At 33.0% G+C, this 2,198-nt stretch carries 2 protein-coding genes; both read left to right on the top strand.

Annotated features, from left to right (window positions below; genetic code table 11):
- Positions 1 to 109 precede the first annotated feature (109 nt).
- Positions 110 to 667, top strand: coding sequence for a DNA polymerase ligase N-terminal domain-containing protein (locus tag ACH2BG_RS01020; protein ID WP_395045877.1), 558 nt, complete (start codon positions 110 to 112; stop codon positions 665 to 667).
- A gap of 176 nt (positions 668 to 843) precedes the next feature.
- Positions 844 to 2,046: an IS256 family transposase gene (locus ACH2BG_RS01015; protein WP_271338785.1), complete on the top strand. Its 1,203-nt coding sequence runs from the start codon at positions 844 to 846 to the stop codon at positions 2,044 to 2,046.
- Positions 2,047 to 2,198: the final 152 nt, after the last annotated feature.

The following is a 2,198-nucleotide window of genomic DNA, read 5'->3' as shown; positions in this document are numbered from 1 at the left end:
CAATCTAAATATTTTTTTAGTTTGCTTATTGACTAATTTCACGAATATATCAATTCCATACCTTTTAGATTTATTTTAACTCTAATTTTATTTATCATGATATCTTTAAATAAATACAAAGCGTAATTTTAATGCTACGACTGAACCTGAAGGTGCAATTAAAAAATCAATAACCGAATTAGTTTTCGTCATGCAAAAACACGCTGCATCCAATTTGCATTATGATTTTCGGCTGGAAGTGGACGGAGTATTAAAAAGCTGGGTCATACCCAAAGGACCATCGATGAATCCCGCTGATAAAAGGCTGGCGATTATGGTGGAGGATCATCCTTATGATTACAAAGATTTTGAAGGAATTATTCCTGAAGGAAATTATGGAGCAGGAACTGTTATAATTTGGGACAATGGAAGCTATACCTTAGCAGACAAAGAAGGTGCTGACAATATCGAAAAAAAATTAAAATCTGATTTGAAAGAAGGACATCTTAGTTTTATTCTAAACGGAAAAAAGCTCAAAGGTGAATTTGCATTGGTAGAACTAAAAACGAAAGAGGAAAATACTTGGCTTTTGATAAAGAAAAATGACCAATATGCAAGTGATGAGGATGTTTTGGAACAAGATAAGTCTGTAATTTCAAATAGAACATTAGAAAGTTTAGAAAAATAGATAGATTGAAAAGTTGTTTAAATAGAAGAAACCTCCAAAGTTTTGAAGCTTTGGTAGTGTCTCACTAACTGTGTAAGTTGAAAAGTTATTCTGAAAAATATTTGAGCAAATTTAAAAGCTCAAAAATATTTTTCGGAAATAACTTTTTTTCTATTTTTAAACCCACAGTTATGATTATGATTGACAAAGACGAATTATTAAACAACAAGGAATTCTACAAATCCTTCAAGAATGCAGATGATTTAACTTCATTCTTCAAAACGATGCACAAACAAGCAATAGAACACATGCTTGATGCTGAACTTGATGCACATTTAGACAATGAAAAACACGATAAAACCTCTAGCGGAAATTATCGTAATGGACATGGTACCAAGAAAATAAAAACATCTTTTGGTGAGCAAGAAATCAAAGTTCCTCGTGATCGAGATTCTTCGTTTAATCCAATGCTTGTACCAAAAAGAGAAAATATAGCTCAAGGTATCGAGAATGTAATTATATCGCTCTACGCTAAAGGAATGAGTGTTAGTGACATTGAAGAGCAAATCAAGGAAGTATACGATTTCGAAATTTCTACTTCCACTATATCTCGTATAACCAATGCCGTTTCAAGTGAAGTAATTAGTTGGCAAAATAGACCACTGGATGAAATTTACTTAATTGTTTGGATGGATGGTATTGTTTTCAAAGTTAGAGAAGGATCAAAAGTCATTAACAAGACTATCTATTTAGCTATAGGACTCAACAGAGAAGGTAAAAAAGAAGTCTTAGGTATGTGGCTGGGCAAGAATGAAAGCAGCAGCTTCTGGATGAGTGTTTTGACTGATTTAAAGGCTCGTGGAGTCGAAGATATACTTATTACAGCTACAGATAATTTGAATGGTTTTACCCAAACAATCAGAACTGTATTTCCTGAATCTCAAACACAAATTTGTGTAGTTCATCAAATTAGAAATGCTTGTAAATATGTGGTTTGGAAGGATCGTAAGGAGTTTACTGCTGATATGAAACATATCTACAATGCTCCAAACAAAGAAGCTGCAGCGCACGCTTTAAATGATTTTGCAGATAAATGGGATGCTAAATACTCTTATGCCATCAAGTCCTGGAGAGATAACTGGGATGAGTTGACCGTGTTTTTTGAATTCCCAATTGAAATCAGAAAAATCATTTACACCACTAATTTAATTGAGAATCTGAATGGTAAGATCCGAAAATACACTAAAAATAAAATGTCATTCCCAACCGATGAAGCCGTTCTAAAATCAGTATTTTTGGCCCTGAGAGAATCGACCAAAAAATGGACGATGCCAATTCGAAATTGGGGAATTGTTTTAAATCAATTTACCCTTATATTTGAAAAAAGGCTCAGATTATAAAATCGAGCCTTAACTTTTCAACTTACACACTTTTTGGGACAGTGTCGAAGAATCAGGCGGACACATACTTCTTTGGCAGATTATAAACATCATCGGATTAATAATCATTGTATATGTATTGTATTTGCTAATAAAGTTTTTACGAAATAAGT

The sequence above is a fragment of the Flavobacterium sp. genome (genome assembly GCF_043779715.1).
Classification (GTDB): Bacteria; Bacteroidota; Bacteroidia; order Flavobacteriales; family Flavobacteriaceae; genus Flavobacterium.
This window is presented reverse-complemented; position numbering and strand designations above follow the sequence as displayed.

Bases quoted from the DNA above. Each gene is read 5' to 3' on its own strand.
- ACH2BG_RS01015 (WP_271338785.1), top strand. From the start codon at position 844: ATGATTGACAAAGACGAATTATTAAACAACAAGGAATTCTACAAATCC.